Origin of the sequence: Morganella psychrotolerans (assembly GCF_001676055.1) — a bacterium.
Classification (GTDB): domain Bacteria; phylum Pseudomonadota; class Gammaproteobacteria; order Enterobacterales; family Enterobacteriaceae; genus Morganella; species Morganella psychrotolerans_B.
Window position 1 is genome coordinate 36,565 of the sequence record NZ_LZEX01000010.1, and the last position, 16,513, is coordinate 53,077.

At 51.2% G+C, this 16,513-nt stretch carries 14 protein-coding genes and 4 tRNA genes; 12 read left to right on the top strand and 6 right to left on the bottom strand.

Annotated features, from left to right (window positions below; genetic code table 11):
- The first annotated feature begins 13 nt into the window (after positions 1-13).
- The 4 genes from AYY17_RS08045 to AYY17_RS08060 all read left to right on the top strand — a co-directional run bounded on the left by AYY17_RS08045 (position 14) and on the right by AYY17_RS08060 (position 466).
- Positions 14-90, top strand: a tRNA-Arg gene (locus AYY17_RS08045).
- A gap of 80 nt (positions 91-170) precedes the next feature.
- Positions 171-246 (top strand) — tRNA-His (locus AYY17_RS08050).
- A gap of 34 nt (positions 247-280) precedes the next feature.
- A tRNA-Leu gene (locus AYY17_RS08055) sits at positions 281-367 on the top strand.
- Between the two features lie 22 nt (positions 368-389).
- Positions 390-466, top strand: a tRNA-Pro gene (locus AYY17_RS08060).
- 792 nt (positions 467-1,258) lie between these two features.
- On the opposite strand, the gene AYY17_RS08065 is transcribed toward AYY17_RS08060, so the two are convergent.
- Genes AYY17_RS08065 through hemC form a run of 4 tightly spaced genes read right to left on the bottom strand, consistent with a single transcriptional unit; the run spans position 1,259 to position 5,492 of the window.
- The gene (locus AYY17_RS08065; protein WP_067422825.1) at positions 1,259-2,458 is read right to left on the bottom strand and encodes a heme biosynthesis HemY N-terminal domain-containing protein; all 1,200 of its coding nucleotides are present in this window, start codon (positions 2,456-2,458) and stop codon (positions 1,259-1,261) included.
- Between the two features lie 3 nt (positions 2,459-2,461).
- Positions 2,462-3,796 (bottom strand): uroporphyrinogen-III C-methyltransferase, encoded by a 1,335-nt coding sequence (gene hemX, locus AYY17_RS08070; protein ID WP_067422827.1) that lies wholly within the window; start codon positions 3,794-3,796, stop codon positions 2,462-2,464.
- Between the two features lie 20 nt (positions 3,797-3,816).
- Complete coding sequence (gene hemD, locus AYY17_RS08075) at positions 3,817-4,554, bottom strand: uroporphyrinogen-III synthase (RefSeq protein ID WP_067422829.1); 738 nt, start codon at positions 4,552-4,554, stop codon at positions 3,817-3,819.
- Positions 4,551-5,492, bottom strand: a complete 942-nt coding sequence (hemC, locus tag AYY17_RS08080; protein WP_067422833.1) for a hydroxymethylbilane synthase — start codon at positions 5,490-5,492, stop codon at positions 4,551-4,553. Before hemC ends, hemD begins: the two co-directional genes overlap by 4 nt.
- 654 nt (positions 5,493-6,146) lie before the next feature.
- Between hemC and AYY17_RS08085 the strand changes: the two genes are divergently transcribed.
- Entirely contained in the window at positions 6,147-8,741 is a 2,595-nt protein-coding gene (locus AYY17_RS08085; RefSeq protein WP_067422835.1) for a class I adenylate cyclase, read from the top strand.
- Positions 8,742-8,806: 65 nt separating this feature from the next.
- Here the strand turns inward: AYY17_RS08085 and cyaY are convergent, their stop codons facing one another.
- Complete coding sequence (gene cyaY / locus AYY17_RS08090; protein WP_067422837.1) at positions 8,807-9,124, bottom strand: iron donor protein CyaY; 318 nt, start codon at positions 9,122-9,124, stop codon at positions 8,807-8,809.
- Between the two features lie 79 nt (positions 9,125-9,203).
- On the opposite strand from cyaY, the gene lptM reads away from it, so the two are divergent.
- From lptM to corA, 7 genes are all read left to right on the top strand, one after another.
- Positions 9,204-9,392, top strand: a complete 189-nt coding sequence (gene lptM, locus AYY17_RS08095; protein ID WP_067400842.1) for an LPS translocon maturation chaperone LptM — start codon at positions 9,204-9,206, stop codon at positions 9,390-9,392.
- A gap of 61 nt (positions 9,393-9,453) precedes the next feature.
- Complete coding sequence (dapF, locus tag AYY17_RS08100; RefSeq protein ID WP_067422839.1) at positions 9,454-10,278, top strand: diaminopimelate epimerase; 825 nt, start codon at positions 9,454-9,456, stop codon at positions 10,276-10,278.
- A 24-nt stretch (positions 10,279-10,302) separates the two neighbouring features.
- On the top strand, positions 10,303-11,019 hold the full coding sequence (locus tag AYY17_RS08105) for a DUF484 family protein (RefSeq protein WP_067422841.1): 717 nt from the start codon (positions 10,303-10,305) through the stop codon (positions 11,017-11,019).
- Positions 11,016-11,933 (top strand): tyrosine recombinase XerC, encoded by a 918-nt coding sequence (gene xerC, locus AYY17_RS08110; RefSeq protein WP_067422844.1) that lies wholly within the window; start codon positions 11,016-11,018, stop codon positions 11,931-11,933. Before AYY17_RS08105 ends, xerC begins: the two co-directional genes overlap by 4 nt.
- Positions 11,933-12,649: a 5-amino-6-(5-phospho-D-ribitylamino)uracil phosphatase YigB gene (gene yigB, locus AYY17_RS08115; RefSeq protein WP_067422846.1), complete on the top strand. Its 717-nt coding sequence runs from the start codon at positions 11,933-11,935 to the stop codon at positions 12,647-12,649. The genes xerC and yigB overlap by 1 nt, the downstream gene beginning before the upstream one ends.
- A 97-nt stretch (positions 12,650-12,746) precedes the next feature.
- Positions 12,747-14,909 carry a DNA helicase II gene (uvrD, locus tag AYY17_RS08120; RefSeq protein ID WP_459562071.1) on the top strand — a complete coding sequence of 721 codons (2,163 nt, stop codon included), beginning with the start codon at positions 12,747-12,749 and terminating at the stop codon, positions 14,907-14,909.
- 113 nt (positions 14,910-15,022) lie between these two features.
- Positions 15,023-15,973, top strand: a complete 951-nt coding sequence (gene corA / locus AYY17_RS08125) for a magnesium/cobalt transporter CorA (protein WP_067400850.1) — start codon at positions 15,023-15,025, stop codon at positions 15,971-15,973.
- Between the two features lie 29 nt (positions 15,974-16,002).
- Here the strand turns inward: corA and AYY17_RS08130 are convergent, their stop codons facing one another.
- Positions 16,003-16,512 carry a DedA family protein gene (locus tag AYY17_RS08130; RefSeq protein ID WP_067422850.1) on the bottom strand — a complete coding sequence of 170 codons (510 nt, stop codon included), beginning with the start codon at positions 16,510-16,512 and terminating at the stop codon, positions 16,003-16,005.
- Position 16,513 lies beyond the last annotated feature (1 nt).

Consider the following 16,513-nt stretch of genomic DNA (forward strand, 5'->3'; position numbering starts at 1 on the left):
GCAACGGCGTAAAGCGCCCGTAGCTCAGCTGGATAGAGCGCTGCCCTCCGGAGGCAGAGGTCTCAGGTTCGAATCCTGTCGGGCGCACCATTAAGTGTGCATAAGTTACGGATTAAGTATTTCGCTGTTGTAAGTAGTTGTAGTTTGTAGTAAAATGTTACGATGTGATGGTGGCTATAGCTCAGTTGGTAGAGCCCTGGATTGTGATTCCAGTCGTCGTGGGTTCGAGTCCCATTAGCCACCCCATTTTACATGTAGCATTGACTGTAGTGATGAACCTGCGAGGATGGCGGAATTGGTAGACGCGCTAGCTTCAGGTGTTAGTGTTCTTACGGACGTGGGGGTTCAAGTCCCCCTCTTCGCACCATCATCATGAAAAGTCAGACTTTCGGCGAGTAGCGCAGCTTGGTAGCGCAACTGGTTTGGGACCAGTGGGTCGTAGGTTCGAATCCTATCTCGCCGACCATATTCAGAGAAAGCCCCGCTTATAGCGGGGCTTTTTCGTTTCTGCCGTTCTGTTATTTTTCATATCATTGCTTTCCACTCATTGTCTCTTTTGTTTAACTAATCCTGCTAATCCTGCTAATCCTGCTAATCCTGCTAATCCTGCTAATCCTGCTAATCCTGCTAATCCTGCTAATCCTGCTAATCCTGCTAATCCTGTGGAAAAGAAAGGGTTGGTGAATATTTTTTGCGTAAGTAATGGTTTGTATATTTATATTAAAAATCAACATGTTATGTGGTTTGTAGGTTTTTGGCGACAATAGGCATAATGCATGTCGTGAATATGAGACATTTAATCTATTGATTTATAATTAAAATAATATTGATATCAAAAAGCGTCTCAAAAAAGAGACAGTGGGGACGAGTTTACACCGGTGGTTTAGCTCAGGAGAGCGGGGCAGAAAAAATAAACCCACGGGATCCGTGGGAAAATAAGGAGGCGTAATAGTTGGCACGGGTTGTGCATTACTCTGAGTGTAGATGCTCATCTCATTCCTTATGATTGCGAAAGCTTCATAAACCCGGAGATGATGCAGAGCTAGATTCGGTGCCTATTGTCCGGGTTATCGATGTAAAAGATCCCAAAATCTTTACATCAACAACAGGACGTAACGTTGAGTGAGGCACCACCCGTCTGTAGACCTGATTGTATTTTTATACACCTATCGTTTCACGATAGGTGTTTTTTTATGTCTTATTTTTGCCATCAATATATGAAGCCGTCAATCTCTTTTAATGATGTATCAGCATAAAGTTAACTGTTCTCATCCGGCAGTGTCAGTGTGTCCAGCAGTGCATTACGGCGGATCATTGCTGACTCTTCATATTTCTTTTGTTTATCCAGTACATCGGCAAGCCAGGCTGCATCATGTGTATCCCTGCGGGTATTCAGGGCAGATTTGAAATATTGCTCCGCATCTTCCCACCGGCCTTCCTGCATTGCCAGCTGTCCTAATGTGCTGTTGAGTAACGGCTGCTTACTGTCATCTTTTTGTAGCTGGTTCAGTATTTTGCGGATAGCTTTCGGGTTTTCTGTCCGGATGCGCGGCAGCAGTATCAGCAGGCGATCATCTTTCTGTCGTTTCAGCCCGTCAAGTACCACCGCTTCTGCATCACTCATATCATCACCGGCAATAAAGTGCTGTGCAGCGGCTACCGCCAGATCCGGATTATGACGCAGATGGCGGCTCAGATTTTTCCACCAGTGGCGCAGTGCATCACTGCCATCCTGATCGGCAACCTGCTGCATCATACCGAGCCAGGCACGGGTTTCTGTCTGCTCAACCTGCTCATCAGTAAACTCACCGGATTTTTTCATGGCCGGCAGCATGGCAATCAGGGATTTCCAGGCGCCGGAGCGCGCATAAACCTGCTCTGCCAGGCGCAGTACTTCCGGATGGCGCGGGGCAATATCCAGCAGGTTATCAATTGCGGTGCGTGCTGCCGGAATTTCATTGCGGGTCAGCAGAATACGGGCGCGGGTGATATCTACGGGTAACTGGTGATTTCCGGCCAATTCGGCTGCCCGCTCAAGATACTGATTAGCTCGGATATTATCATTGCGCTGTTGTGCGGCTTCTGCGGCGAGTAAATAGTTGACCAGCGGTTGTTCGGCATTATCGGCGCTGCGGCTGAGTAATTTTTCCACCTGACGAAAATCGCCTTCTGCCAGTTTAAGCAGCGCCTCATTGGTCAGGGTGCGGGCGCGGTTGCGCTTATGTCCGCCAAACCAGCCCAGAGTCCGGGAACCACTGGTTCTCAGACGACGCCAGCACCAGCCGAGTAATATCAGTGCGGCCTGTAATCCGAGAAAGCAGATAACGAGCCCGGTGACACTGGTTTCAATGTCATAATCATCAGTCTGGATCAGCACATAGCCCTGATGTCCGGCAACCAGCGGTCCGATAATGATCCCGGCGATCAGGACAAGGAACAGAATAAAGAGTTTAAACATTCGTTATCCCTCCTGTTTCGGTGCGGCTTCCGGCTCAGCAGGTGCCGGCTCTGCGGGGGCTGCCTGTGGTTCGGCAACCGGTGGTGCAGGTGGCGCTTCATCATTGAGCAAACGGCGGATACGGGTCTGTACCAGTTTATCCAGCAATGGCTGACTGGTCAGACTGTCCGGTATGCTCATGGCAATAGGTTGTGCTGCTAATTCATCAATTTCCTTCAGGAATGCGGTGTTTTCAGGGTCATTATCCGCAAAATATGCCCGAACCCAGGTGGAGACTGAATCCAGAGCCTGTTTGTAGCTCTCTTCCTGGTGACGGGGTACGGCCTGAGCGGCAATCAGCAACTGGGCGCGGATATTTTCACGGACATAAATATCCTGATTCGGTGCCAGCAGAGGTGCGGCACTGCTGTCACGGCGGCGGACAGTAATAAAGTCACTCATAAAGCCCTGCCAGCTTTTGGTCAGGTTTGTCCGCCAGTCTGCAACGGATGATGTCAGACCTTCGCTGTCGCTGCTGTCCATCGGCGCACCGTCACGGCTGCCGTCATCAATACGCAGATTATCAACCTGGTTTGCCAGTTGATTGAGGCGCAAAATAGTGCCGTCAAAATCGATCTGGCTGACGGCTGAGAGTGCAGTAATATCATTGCGCAGTGCTGTCCGGACATCCAGCAGACCGGGATCGTTCATTTCTGCCAGGCTGGCATCGGCATTTTTCAGTAATACCATGGCGGTGATTACATCCTGCTCATTCCATAGCTTGCGTTCTGCCATTTTGACCAGAAAATCCGCCTGTGCTATCAGCCAGCTTTTTACATCTGCACTGGACAAGGCGCTGACACGGCTGCGCAGTAAATCCAGCTCATGTTTCAGTGCGGCGTCCTGTTGCTGATACTGTGCGCTGAGTGCTGATTGCTGTGAAATAAATTCCTGCATTTGTTTATGGTTTTGCACTTGTTCCTGCTGCAACTGCGCCATCTGTGATTTCAGCTGTGCATTTTCAGCTTCCAGTCGTTGTGACAGCGTTTGTGTATTGGCTTGCGAGGCATACCATACACCGCCGCCGATCAGTAAAATAACGGCGAGTGCAACGGCACTGCGCAGAAAACCGGGCTGTGGTTTTTTTTCTGCGGCCGGGGGTTCGGACGGGGTGTGCCCGCGCTTTGGTGCTTCCGGCTGTGCGGTCGTGCTGTTTTCAACTGACGCCGCTTTTTCAGTGACGTTTTTTCCGGCGGATTTTTTTCCGGCAGCGGTTTGTTTATCCGCCTGCACCGCTGATACGGTATCCTGTGTGTCAGGTGTATCAGCAGATCCGGTGTTTTTTTCGTGTTCCGTCATAAGTGGCGTCCCGTGTCTGTTCATTGTAGAGCCTGAAGTAAGGCTTCATTGTCTGCGCTGCGGGCAATAATAATATGTTGCCAGCCCAGAGAGTGTGCGGCAGTCGCCAGTCTGTCACTGACAACGACTATCCGGCACTGAAATAACCAACTGATGTGTGCCGGCGGAATAAGTTGCCTGAGCAGTTGCAGCATTTCGCCGCTGGTCACCACCAGGGTATTAACCTGTTGTTTTTGCCACTGCAGGGCGCATTCTCCGCCATTATATTCAACGGGCTCCCGGCGGTAACATTCGCAGTAATTTACGTCAGCACCGCGTTCGCGCAGAGTCTGCGCAAGATGCTCTCTGCCGCCGTTACCACGCAGTAAAAGGATACGGCGCCCGGTCAGTGTCTGTAAATCCGGGCGGGTCAGCAGATGCTCACTGGTTTCACCGCCGGACATAAACGCGGCGGGTAATCCGGTCAGAGTCTGAAAATACCGTGCGGTTGACTGCCCGATACCATAATAGCAAAACTTATCAGACCACAGGTAATTCTGTTGAATAAGCTGTTTATTTGCGTGATAAACCGCATTCTTTGACAGCAGAAAAAGGGCATCTCCGGGAGAAAGTGCCGCCATTTTTGTGGTCAGCAGCGGCAGTTCTCCGCCGGGCTGTATCCGGATAAGCGGGACAGAAACGGCATTCTGCCCGCGCGCGCGCAGCGCGCTGACCAGGGCTTCACCCGCCGGGGAAGGGCGGGTGACCAGGATAGTCATGCAGGTGCATGCCCCTGATAAACCTCAGTCAGGATAGCCCGTGCGCCTTTATCCAGCAGCTCTTCTGCCAGAGACACACCGGCAGCGGCGGCCTCCTGTGGCATACAAAGCCGCTCACCACGGATAACGTCACTGCCGTCCGGTGCGCCGACCAGTGCCCGCAGCCAGATTTTATCACCCTGCCAGACGGCATAACTGCCGATTGGCACCTGACAGCCACCTTCAAGACGGGTATTCATCGCACGTTCTGCGCGGACACAGATATCTGTCGCATCATGATTGAGTGCGCTCAGCAGAGAACGGGTGTGTTCATCATCCAGACGGCACTCAATACCCACCGCACCCTGACCGACTGCCGGAAGTGACTCTTCCGGTGATAATGCGCAGCGGATACGGGTGTCGAGCTGCAGGCGTTTCAGCCCGGCTGCCGCCAGGATAATGGCATCGTATTCCCCGTTATCCAGTTTACTCAGCCGTGTGCCTACGTTACCGCGCAGGTCGCGGATCACCAGATCCGGGCGGCGTTCCCGTAACTGACACTGACGGCGCAGGCTGGAGGTGCCGACAATACTGCCGGGAGGTAGTGCATCAACAGATGCGTACTGATTGGAGACAAATGCGTCGCGCGGATCTTCCCGCTCACAAATAGTGACTAAACCCAGTCCGTCAGGGAAATCCACCGGGACATCTTTCATGGAATGCACGGCAATATCAGCCCGGTTTTCCAGTAATGCCATCTCCAGTTCTTTCACAAACAGACCTTTACCGCCCACTTTTGCCAGCGGGGTATCAAGAATAATGTCACCTTTGGTCACCATCGGAACTAATTCGACATGCAGCCCCGGATGGCGCTGTTCCAGTGCCTGTTTAACAAATTCGGCCTGCCAGAGAGCAAGCGGGCTTTGGCGGGTAGCGATGCGCAGCAGTTGATTGGTCATGATAATTGTCTGGGATCCTTGTCTTTTTATCCGGATTTCTGATGTGAAGGGTAACCGGAAAAATAAGAAAAACTGCCCTTGTTTTATCATTTTGCTGATTATTTTTCCAGTTATGTGACGAGATCTGCCCGGCAGATAAGGCCGAAAAATGACGAATATTATTATCCGGTGGCAAGAGTATGTCAGGAGGTGATTAAAATATATTTTAAATAATTAAATTAATTTGTAACCCCGGCAATTAATTAAATCGATTCAATTTAAATAAGTAATTAATTGCATTATCAAAATAAGTAAAATATACATACGCAGATACGTAATGTTACTTTTTTGGTTAAAAAGAATACAGCCCGGTGGTCGTACAAGATTTATGGATTATTTCCTTACACTATTTGTGTGTATCATAATAATATTTATAGAAAATAGAGTATTTACAACTATTTATATCAGGATTGATGACTTTGGGTAATCGTGCCTTTTTTAGTCTCATGCTTTACCCTTTGCCCTGAAGGTGTTAGATTGATCACGTTTCCGGCAATTTAGCATTGATTCCAATTCTTATCATTTTTTAGCTTCATCATTAGTCTGTATTCATTTACACATAAAGCCGGGCATCAGGTCATTTCCAGTTACATGAAATAAAATCAGGCGAACCCTTTGTATCTCTATATTGAAACTCTCAAGCAGCGTTTGGATGCAATAAATCAGCTCAGGTCAGAGCGCGCGACCATCGGGATGAGTCGCGCGTTTAAAGAAGTGTATGGTTTGTTGCCGGTATTGTTGCACCATCACCATCCTGATATGCCGGGCTATGTGCAGGGCAGTGTGCCGCATGGCGTCTGTTTCTGGACATCTGACGATTTTCAGGCTGACTGGATGAGCGACTTTTCCCGTCAACATGGTGAATGCAAGCCATGCAATGCCAACGGCGAACTGCCGATAACCGGCATCTACTCTATGGGCAGCACCTCCTCTGTCGGTCAGAGCCATTCGTCTGATCTGGATATCTGGGTTTGCCATCAGTCCTGGCTTGATAATGATGAAAAACAGAATTTACAGCGCAAATGCACACTGATTGAAGAGTGGGCAGCGGGTAAAGGGATTGATGTTACGTTCTTTCTGATCGATGAAAACCGCTTTCGCCACAATGCCAGCGGCAGCCTGAACGGCGAAGACTGCGGCTCTACCCAGCACATTTTACTGCTTGATGAGTTTTACCGTACTGCTGTGCGGATGGCCGGTAAGCGCCTGCTGTGGACTATGGTGCCGGCAGAAGAAGAGTATCATTACGATGAATATGTGTTGTCACTTTATGCGCAGGGTGTATTAACCCCGAATGAGTGGCTGGACCTGGGCGGATTGGGTGAATTATCAGCAGAAGAGTACTTTGGTGCCAGTCTGTGGCAGTTGTATAAAAGTGTTGATTCGCCGTACAAAGCCGTTATCAAAAGTTTACTGCTGGAAGCGTATTCGTGGGATTATCCGAACGGACAGCTTCTGGCGACAGAGTTTAAACGACATCTTCATGCCGGCGAGATAGTCCATTACGGACTTGATGCCTACTGTATGATGCTTGATCGCATCACGCGTTATCTGAAAGCCATCAATGATGAAACCCGCCTCGATTTAATCCGCCGCTGTTTTTACCTGAAAATCTGTGAAAAACCGCCTGCGGGGGTCAGTGAACGTGCTTCCGGCGGCTGGCGTTGCCAGGTGCTGGCTGAAATGGTTACTGCGTGGGGATGGTCACCGGAACGTCTGGCGGTACTTGATCGCCGTAATGACTGGAAGATCGAGCAGGTGCGCGATGCGCACAATGAGTTGCTCGACACCATGATGCAAAGTTACCGTAACCTGATCCGTTTTGCGCGGCGCAATAATCTGAGTGTCAGCGCCAGCCCGCAGGATATCGGCGTTCTGACCCGTAAACTGTATGCGGCATTTGAAGCGCTGCCGGGGAAAGTGACCCTGGTTAATCCGCAGATTTCGCCGGATCTGTCAGAAGAGAATCTGACCTTTATTTATGTTCCTCACGGACGTGCCAACCGCAGTGGCTGGTATCTGTATAATCAGGCGCCGACCATTCATACCATTATTGGTCATCAGCCGCTTGAATATAACCGTTATCTGAATAAGCTCGTGTCATGGACCTACTTTAACGGGCTGCTGACAGATAAAACCCGTGTGTATATTCATAATGGTGAATCTCACTGTGATGAACAAAAACTGCATGAACTGGTGCATGATGTTTCACAGAATTTCCCTATCAGCCTGCCGGCACCGACCCCGCGTGCGCTTTACAGCCCGTGTGAAATCCGTCATCTGGCGATTATCGTTAATCTGGAGCAGGATCCGACGGATGATTTCGCGCAGCAGGTTGTTCATTTTGATATGAGCAAACCGGATGTATTCAGTTTCGGCGAGGAGCAAAAGTGCCTGGTCGGGAGTATTGATTTGCTTTACCGCAACTCATGGAATGAAGTCCGGACACTGCATTTCAGCGGCGAGCAATCGGTACTGGAAGCAATCAAAACGATTTTGGGTAAGATGCACCAGGATGCCGCACCGCCGTCAGGTGTGGATGTTTTCTGCTACAGCCGCCATCTGCGCGGTCTTATCCGTACCCGTATTCAGCAGCTGGTTTCAGAATGTATCGAGCTGCGCTTAACCACCAACCGCCAGGATCCGGGCCGCTTTAAGGCATTGCGTCTTGCCGGTCAGACATGGGGATTGTTCTTTGAACGCCTGAATGTCTCAGTACAAAAACTGGAAAATGCAGTCGAATTTTACGGGGCTATCTCCAATAACAAACTGCGTGGGTTTCCGGTAAAAATCAGTACGGAAACCGGGCATCTGCCGGATGTGGTGGATGGTTATGCGAGTGAGGGGATTATCCAATTTTTCTTTGAAAACCGTGATGATAACGGCTTTAATATTTACGTGCTGGATGAATCAAACCGCGTGGAGATTTATTCAGGTTGTGAAGGCAGTAAAGATGAGCTCGTCCGGGATGTCAGCCGTTTTTACTCCTCTTCCCACGACCGTTTTACTTACGGCTCCAGTTTTATCAATTTCAATCTGCCGCAGTTTTATCAGATTCTGAAAACCGACGGAAAAACACAGGTGAAACCTTTTCACGGCAATGTGTTTTCACACCTGGCGGCAGAAGAGCGCGGCGATGATACCCTGTATTCAGATTTTCACACTGAAATAGCGCCACTGCAGTATCAGGCCGCCGGGCAGCGTGGCTGATTTTTGTGCAGCGGCACAGGTTTGTACTATCAGCCTGTGCCGTCAGTCTGTAATGTCTGCGGGTGTCAGAAGCTGAATGCTTCACCGCTCTGTTCGCTGACCGCCTCTGACAGCATGGTGAAAAACTCCCCGCCGCTGCGATCACAAATCCATTTATCTGATTTCAGACTAAAGTGATAGCCGCCGTTACGGGCTGCCAGCCAGATCTGATGAAATGCTTCCTGCCGGTTGATAATAATTTTTGAGCCATTTTCAAAGCTCAGAGTCATTACGCCGCCGTTGGTTTCGCAGTCAATATCCGCATCGCCGTCGTAATTATCTAATTTATCTTCAATATCCTGCATCAGAACATCGGCTGTCTGGTGAAATTCTGTATCGTTCATCGTCATTTCCTATTTGCTTTTCGACATCTAACTGCGATTATAGAGGGTATTGACCGATGATTAACAGGCATGACTGTAAATGAAGAAAAAAATGATCTGCGCGGCATCCGCTGTGATGCTGCTGACCTTGTCCGGCTGCGGACTGAAAGGCCCGCTTTACTTCCCGCCGGCAGAGCCTGCCGCGGCGAAGAGTGCGCCTGCGGATAACAACGATGCGCCGCAGGCTGTACAAAAGAATAAAGCGGCTGAAACCGGCAGCACGAAATAACAGTGACCGGACAGCCACCGGATAACGTCCCCGGTTACTGACGCATACACAGGATCTGAACATGCAGTTCACCAAAATGCACGGTCTGGGCAATGATTTTATGGTGGTGGATGCCATCACCCAGAATATCTATTTTTCACCGGAGCTTATCTGCCGTCTGGCAGACCGGCACACCGGCGTTGGTTTTGATCAACTGCTGGTGGTTGAAGCACCTTATGATCCGGAACTGGATTTTCACTACCGCATTTTTAATGCAGACGGCAGTGAAGTTGCCCAGTGTGGTAACGGCGCGCGCTGTTTCGCCCGGTTTGTCCGCCTGAAAGGGCTGACGAACAAACGGGATATCCGGGTCAGCACACAGTCAGGGCGGATGGTGCTCAGTCTTACGGATGATGATAATGTCCGGGTGAATATGGGCGTACCGGAGTTCGATCCTGCACTGGTACCGTTCCGGGCGGTGAAAGAAGAAAAAACCTATATTATCCGCGCAGCAGAGCGCACGGTTTTATGCGGCGTGGTATCCATGGGCAATCCGCACTGTGTTATCCAGGTGGAAAATACAGAGGTAGCAGAAGTGGATGTGATAGGCCCTGTGCTGGAAAGCCATGAGCGTTTTCCGGAGCGGGTGAATATCGGATTTATGCAGATACTCGCGCCTGATCATCTGCGTCTGCGGGTTTATGAGCGCGGTGTGGGCGAAACACAGGCCTGCGGAAGCGGTGCTTGTGCGGCAGTGGCTGTCGGGATCCGTCAGGGATTACTGGCTGACAATGTCCGGGTTGATCTGCCGGGCGGTCGCCTGTTTATCAGTTGGGAAGGCGAGGGAAAACCGTTGTTTATGACCGGTCCCGCCACCCATGTATTTGATGGTGTTATCCATCTTTAAATGTCATAAAGAGGATGAATATCGATGGACAGTCTACAGGATACGGCTGCCACGCAGGCTGAACGTCTGCGTGAACCGGATGATGCCGCCGTTCTCGCTTACCTGAAAGCACACCCGGATTTCTTTATCCGCAACGCCTCACAGATTGCCGAAATGACTATCCCGCATCCGGTAAAAGGGGCGGTTTCTCTGGTTGAATGGCAACTGGGGCGTCAGCGTAACCGGATTGATACCCTGACGGATGACCTGGCTCAGTTGATGATGGCGGCCGGGGAAAATGAACAACTGTTCTCGCGTCTTCTCAAACTTCTGGCTTCTCTTTCTGCTGCCACATCACTTGATGATTTTTCCGACCGTCTGAATATCTGGGCAAAAAGCCTGAAACTCAGTCATGCGCGGATCCGCCTGTTTTCGGATTGCTGGCGCCTGGGTGCGCCATTCCGTAATCAGGAACTGACACTGTCCCGCTCACATTTTGAAACGATGCGACTTTCCCGCTTTGGCGACCGCAACCATTTTCTCGGCCGTCTGACGGCACCGGAAATTCAGTTATTGCTGCCGGACAGTGCTTTTGTCGGCTCCGCAGCAGTATCCCTGCTCGGCGGACAACATGACCTCGGCGTGGTGGTATTCGTCAGCCGTGATAAAGAGCATTACCATAACGGTATGGGAACAGCGATGCTGGATCAGGTTGCGTATTTTCTGCCGCAATTGCTGCAACGCTGGGCAGAACTGGCATGACCGGTACAGCAACAGAACAATTACTCGTACCCGTGGAGCAGTTTTTGCAATATCTGCGGGTTGAGCGCCGGTTAAGTCCGGTGACTATCACAAACTACCGGCGGCAGCTTACGACACTTGCCGGGATGATGATCAGCAGCAAAATCACAGACTGGGCACAGCTTGAACCGGCAACCGTCCGGATGCTGGCGGCAAAAAGCCGCCGTACGGGTTTGCAGCCGGCAAGTCTGGCGCTGCGTCTCTCTTCCCTGCGCTCATTTCTGGACTGGCGGGTCAGCTGCGGTGAGATGTCCGCTAACCCGGCAAAAGCCGTCAGCGCCCCGAAACAGGGGCGTCATCTGCCGAAAAATATGGATGTCGATGACATCACCCGCCTGATGGACATAGAAAGCAATGATCCGCTGACGGTGCGTGACCGCACTATGCTGGAAGTGATGTACGGCGCGGGATTGCGTCTGTCTGAGCTGGTCGGGCTGAATACCGGGGATATTGATTTAACCGGTGGTGAGGTCCGTGTGCTGGGGAAAGGCAGCAAAGAGCGCAAAGTCCCGCTCGGGCGGATGGCGGTCAGTTGCCTGGAGCGCTGGCTGGAACTGCGTGAATTGTATGATCCCGACTCCCCGGCGATATTTATCTCCACCAAAAGCGGCAAACGGATTTCCGGGCGTAATGTGCAGAAACGCTTTGAATACTGGGGTGTGCATCAGGGGCTGAACAGCCACCTGAATCCGCATAAATTACGTCATTCATTTGCGACACACATTCTGGAATCGAGCGGTGATTTACGCGCTGTGCAGGAATTGCTGGGGCATGCGAATCTGTCCACCACACAAATCTATACCCATCTGGACTTTCAGCATCTTGCCAATGTGTATGATGTTGCACATCCGCGCGCCAAACGAGGAAAACCCTGATGCGTTTTTACCGCCCCCTTTTACCTGTCCGCGCCATGACCTTTGATCTTGACGATACGCTGTATGATAATCGTCCGGTGATGGATAAAACGGAAGAGGCAGTAATTGCATTTATCCGTCAGTATGACCCGCGTTTCAGTGAGTTACCTGCGGATTATATTACTGTCTTCCGCAACCGGGTGCGCCGGCAGCATCCGGACATTTATCATGATGTCAGCCGCTGGCGTATGCTCTCCTGGCGCTCCTTTTTTCTGCATTACGGCTATACCACAGCACTGGCACAGACCGGTGCGAATGCTGTTATGGCGCATTTCGCACAGTGGCGCAGCCGTATTGATATACCGCAATCCACCCATGACACCCTCGCGTTACTGGCTGAAAAAATTCCGCTGGCGGCGATCACCAACGGTAACATGGAGCCGGAAAAGTGCGGTCTGGCTGATTATTTCACCTTTATCCTCAGAGCCGGTGCTGACGGACGCTCAAAACCCTTCAGCGATATGTATCAGACTGCCGCACAGCGTCTGATGCTGCCGCCCGGGAATATCCTGCATGTCGGTGATAATCTGAATACGGATGTGGAAGGCGCACTGCGCAGCGGAATGCAGACCTGCTGGATAAATCTTGACGGACGCGATGTTTATCATGATGCCGAAACCCGCCTTTTACCGCATATTGAAATTACACAGTTGGATTCTTTAGTCGGACTGTTATAATTTTATCTGTATAAAAAAACAGTCCTCCCCGGCATAAAACTGCCGGGGAGGCGCTCTTTCTCTTGCGGCGACAGCCGAACAACCATTGATGGAAATTATGGACGTCTCTTATCTGCTTGAAGGCCTGAATGATAAACAGCGTGATGCGGTGGCAGCACCCCGCTCAAACATGCTGATTCTGGCGGGTGCCGGGTCCGGAAAAACCCGGGTACTGGTTCACCGTATCGCCTGGCTGATGGCGGTGGAGAATGCCTCTCCTTTTTCCATCATATCGGTCACCTTTACCAACAAGGCAGCGGCAGAGATGCGCCACCGTGTTGAAGGGCTGGTCGGCACCAGTGAAGGTGGCATGTGGATTGGCACATTCCACGGCCTGGCGCACCGTTTGTTACGGGCGCACCATCTTGACGCCGGGCTGCCTCAGGATTTCCAAATCCTCGACAGTGATGACCAGATCCGTCTGATCCGCCGCCTGATAAAAGCCATGAATCTTGATGAAAAACAGTGGCCTGCCAAACAGGGCTCCTGGTACATCAACGGGAAAAAAGACGAAGGTTTGCGCCCGCAACATATTGAAAGCTATGGTAATCCGATAGAAGCTACCTGGCTGAAAGTTTATCAGGCTTATCAGGAGGCCTGTGATCGTGCCGGGCTGGTGGATTTTGCTGAATTACTTCTGCGCGCCCATGAATTATGGCTGAATAAACCGGCTATTTTACAGCACTACCGCAACCGTTTTACGAATATTCTGGTGGATGAGTTCCAGGACACCAACAGCATTCAGTATGCCTGGATAAGAATGCTGGCGGGTGACACCGGCAAAGTGATGATTGTCGGGGATGATGATCAGTCAATCTATGGCTGGCGCGGGGCGCAGGTTGAGAACATTCAGCACTTCCTGAAAGATTTCCCGGGCGCGACTACTATTCGCCTGGAGCAGAATTACCGCTCTACCAATAATATCCTGAAAGCAGCTAATGCGCTGATTTCTCACAACAGTGACCGGCTGGGGAAAAATCTCTGGACCGAGGGCGAAGATGGCGAGCTGATTTCGCTTTACTGCGCATTTAATGATCTGGATGAAGCCCGTTATGTGGTGAGCCGGATCAAACAGTGGCATGAAAACGGCGGCGCACTGGCTGATTGTGCGATTTTATACCGCAGCAACGCCCAGTCCCGTCAGCAGGAAGAGGCGCTGTTACAGGCGGCAATGCCGTACCGCATTTACGGCGGTCAGCGCTTCTTTGAACGCCAGGAAATCAAAGATGCCCTTGCGTATCTGCGTCTTATGTCCAACCGCCATGATGATGCGGCTTTTGAGCGTGTGGTGAATACGCCGACCCGTGGTATCGGTGACCGTACACTGGATGTGGTGCGCCAGACTGCCCGTGATCGGCAGCTTACTCTCTGGGACAGCTGTGGTGCCCTGCTGGAAGAGCGGGCGCTGGCAGGTCGTGCAGCATCGGCGCTGGGACGTTTTATTGAGCTGATTAACCTGCTGGCACAGGAAACGGACGAACTGCCGCTGCATGTACAGACTGACCGGGTGATCCGCGATTCCGGCCTGCGTGCGCATTATGAGCAGGAAAAGGGCGAAAAAGCCCAGGCACGTATCGAAAACTTAGAAGAGCTGGTGACGGCAACCAATCAGTTCAGTTATCAGGATGCTGACGAAGGGCTGACGCCGCTTCAGGCATTTTTATCTCATGCCGCGCTGGAGTCCGGCGAAAGCCAGGCCGATGTTTATCAGGATGCGGTACAACTGATGACGCTGCACTCGGCAAAAGGGCTGGAGTTCCCGCAGGTCTTTATCGTCGGTGTCGAAGAGGGCATGTTCCCGGGTATGATGTCGATGGAAGAGAGCGGACGCCTGGAAGAAGAGCGGCGTCTCGCCTATGTCGGCGTGACCCGCGCCATGCAAAAACTAACCTTAACGTATGCGGAAACCCGTCGTCTGTACGGCAAAGAAGTGTATCACCGTCCGTCACGGTTTATCGGTGAATTACCGCCGGAATGTGTGGAAGAAGTGCGCCTGCGTGCCACGGTTTCCCGCCCGGTGAATCATCAGCGGCTCGGTACACCGAACATGGGCAATGACAGTGGTTATACCCTCGGCCAACGTGTCCGCCATGATAAATTCGGCGAAGGCACCATCATCAATATGGAAGGCAGCGGCGAGCATTGCCGCCTGCAGATTGCGTTTCAGGGCGAGGGGATCAAATGGCTGGTCGCCTCCTATGCAAAACTCGTAAAACCCTGAGAGCCCGCAGAGAAGCGGTGTCAATTCGCGAATAAGCGGTTGACACCCTTTTTCATCTGCGCATACCATGCGCACACTTTTTCTTTTCCCGACGCTCCCGGAGGCCACACACTATGCTGAGCGCATTTAGAGTTGATAATAAGCGTTTACACCGTCTTGATTTAGAAGAGGGTGATACCCTTGCTGATGCGCTGTGGGTGGATGTGTCCGAACCGGAAGAGAGCGAACGTGCCTTTATTCAGGCGCAGTTAAACCAGGAACTGGCAACCAGCCCGGAGCTGGATGATATCGAAGCCTCCGCCCGTTTCTTCGAAGATGATGACGGTCTGCATGTTCACTCCTTTTTCTATTACGAAGATGCGGACGATCACGCCGGAAACTCCACGGTGGCTTTTACCCTGCGCGACGGGCGTTTATATACCTTGCGCGAACGTGAGCTGCCGGCGTTTCGTCTTTACCGTATGCGCGCCCGCAAGCAGACCATGCTGGACGGCAACGGATACGAAATTCTGCTGGATTTGTTTGAAACAAAAATCGAACAGCTCGCAGATGTGATTGAAAATATCTACAGTGAACTGGAATCCCTCAGCCGTGCCATTATGAAAGGCAAACAGGATGATGCGTTTGATAAGGCGCTGTCTAATCTGGCTGTGCAGGAAGATATCGGCTGGAAAGTGCGTTTGTGTCTGATGGATACACAGCGCGCACTGAACTTTTTAGTCCGCCGCACACGTCTGCCGGTTAATCAGCTGGAGCAGGCACGCGAAATTCTGCGCGATATTGAATCCCTGCTGCCGCACAATGAATCACTTTTTCAGAAGGTAAACTTCCTGATGCAGGCGGCGATGGGCTTTATGAATATTGAGCAAAGCCGCATCATCAAAATCTTCTCCGTGGTCTCAGTGGTCTTCCTGCCGCCGACTTTGGTTGCTTCCAGCTACGGGATGAACTTTAAATTTATGCCTGAACTGGACTGGTCGATGGGCTATCCGGCGGCTATCGGGATTATGTTTGTGGCGGCACTCGCGCCGTATCTCTATTTCAAACGCAAAAACTGGCTGTAAGCAGACGTCAGAAAAGGTCTGAAAAGGTATCAGAAGAAGGTAAATGATATGCCCTTTGCAATCAGCATATAAAGGGCAGTCCAGACCCCGGCGGAGAGCAGGCAGGTAAACAGCACCCGCGTGTGGGAAAAACGCAGTAGTCCGGCCGCCATCGGGATCAGGTAGCGCAGTACGGCAATAAACCGCGATGTAAATAAAATAACCAATCCGCTGTTTTGTAATCGGTTTTGTGCTTTTCCGAGCGCAACATGATATTTCGCCATCAGACCGGGAAAATAGTTACGGGTGACAATAATTCTGCCGAGATAGTATGAAAGCAGTGAGCCGCCGGTAGCACCCAGGGTGATAACCAGCCAGATAATCACAACCGGAACCACAGGAAATGCCAGTGTGACGACCGTCATCAGCATCACCGATGCGGGCGGCAATACGGAAGACAGGATGATGGTCGATTTACTCAGCGCGATCAAAAACAGGATTAATAACAGCCAGGCAGGATGGCTGTGTAATATCGCCAGATGGTGATGTATCCATTCCATA

Excerpts from the sequence above, each read along its gene's own strand:
- AYY17_RS08065 (WP_067422825.1), bottom strand. The coding sequence starts at position 2,458 with ATGTTTAAACTCTTTATTCTGTTCCTTGTCCTGATCGCCGGGATCATT.
- hemX (WP_067422827.1), bottom strand. The coding sequence starts at position 3,796 with ATGACGGAACACGAAAAAAACACCGGATCTGCTGATACACCTGACACA.
- hemD (WP_067422829.1), bottom strand. The coding sequence starts at position 4,554 with ATGACTATCCTGGTCACCCGCCCTTCCCCGGCGGGTGAAGCCCTGGTC.
- hemC (WP_067422833.1), bottom strand. The coding sequence starts at position 5,492 with ATGACCAATCAACTGCTGCGCATCGCTACCCGCCAAAGCCCGCTTGCT.
- cyaY (WP_067422837.1), bottom strand. The coding sequence starts at position 9,124 with ATGAACGATACAGAATTTCACCAGACAGCCGATGTTCTGATGCAGGAT.
- lptM (WP_067400842.1), top strand. The coding sequence starts at position 9,204 with ATGAAGAAAAAAATGATCTGCGCGGCATCCGCTGTGATGCTGCTGACC.
- dapF (WP_067422839.1), top strand. The coding sequence starts at position 9,454 with ATGCAGTTCACCAAAATGCACGGTCTGGGCAATGATTTTATGGTGGTG.
- AYY17_RS08105 (WP_067422841.1), top strand. The coding sequence starts at position 10,303 with ATGGACAGTCTACAGGATACGGCTGCCACGCAGGCTGAACGTCTGCGT.
- xerC (WP_067422844.1), top strand. The coding sequence starts at position 11,016 with ATGACCGGTACAGCAACAGAACAATTACTCGTACCCGTGGAGCAGTTT.
- yigB (WP_067422846.1), top strand. The coding sequence starts at position 11,933 with ATGCGTTTTTACCGCCCCCTTTTACCTGTCCGCGCCATGACCTTTGAT.
- uvrD (WP_459562071.1), top strand. The coding sequence starts at position 12,747 with ATGGACGTCTCTTATCTGCTTGAAGGCCTGAATGATAAACAGCGTGAT.
- corA (WP_067400850.1), top strand. The coding sequence starts at position 15,023 with ATGCTGAGCGCATTTAGAGTTGATAATAAGCGTTTACACCGTCTTGAT.
- AYY17_RS08130 (WP_067422850.1), bottom strand. The coding sequence starts at position 16,512 with ATGGAATGGATACATCACCATCTGGCGATATTACACAGCCATCCTGCC.